Annotated in this window: 1 protein-coding gene; it reads left to right on the top strand. The window is 72.0% G+C overall.

What is annotated here, in order from left to right:
* A partial coding sequence (locus tag ACEN88_RS33870; protein WP_413346748.1) for an NAD(P)/FAD-dependent oxidoreductase occupies positions 1-560 on the top strand: 560 nt, incomplete at both ends.

Here is a 560-nt window from a genome sequence, read left to right as displayed (position 1 = left end):
CACCGCGACCGGCATCGAGGGCAGCCTCGTGTACGCGCTGTCGGCGGGCATCCGCGACCGCATCGCGCAGGCCGGCCAGGCGACCGTGCTGCTGGACCTGCTGCCCGACCACGACCCGCGGCGCGTGCTGGACGAGGTGAGCCGGCCGCGCGGCACGCGCTCGATGTCCAGCCATCTGCAGAGCCGTCTCGGCATCAAGGGCGTGAAATCGGGGCTGCTGCACGAATGCCTGGGCAAGGCCGACTACGCGGACCCCGTCAAGGTGGCGCGGGCGCTGAAGGCGTTGCCGCTCGTGCTGAAACGTCCGCGCCCGATCGATGAAGCGATCAGCAGCGCGGGCGGCGTGCGTTTCGACGCGCTCGACGGCGCCATGCTGCGCGGGCTGCCGGGCGTGTTCGTGGCGGGCGAGATGGTCGACTGGGAAGCGCCGACGGGCGGCTATCTGTTGACGGCCTGCTTCGGCAGCGGGCGCGCGGCCCGGCGCGCGGCGGTGTCGTTTAAACATATGCCCGCCCCCCCCGCCGGGGTACATGGGGGGTTGCGGGGTGTGGGTGGAAAAA

The sequence above is a fragment of the Massilia sp. CT11-108 genome, assembly GCF_047302915.1.
Lineage (GTDB): Bacteria > Pseudomonadota > Gammaproteobacteria > Burkholderiales > Burkholderiaceae_D > Telluria > Telluria orientalis.
Note: the sequence above shows the minus strand (reverse complement) of the source record. Positions and strands in the feature narration are given on the sequence as shown.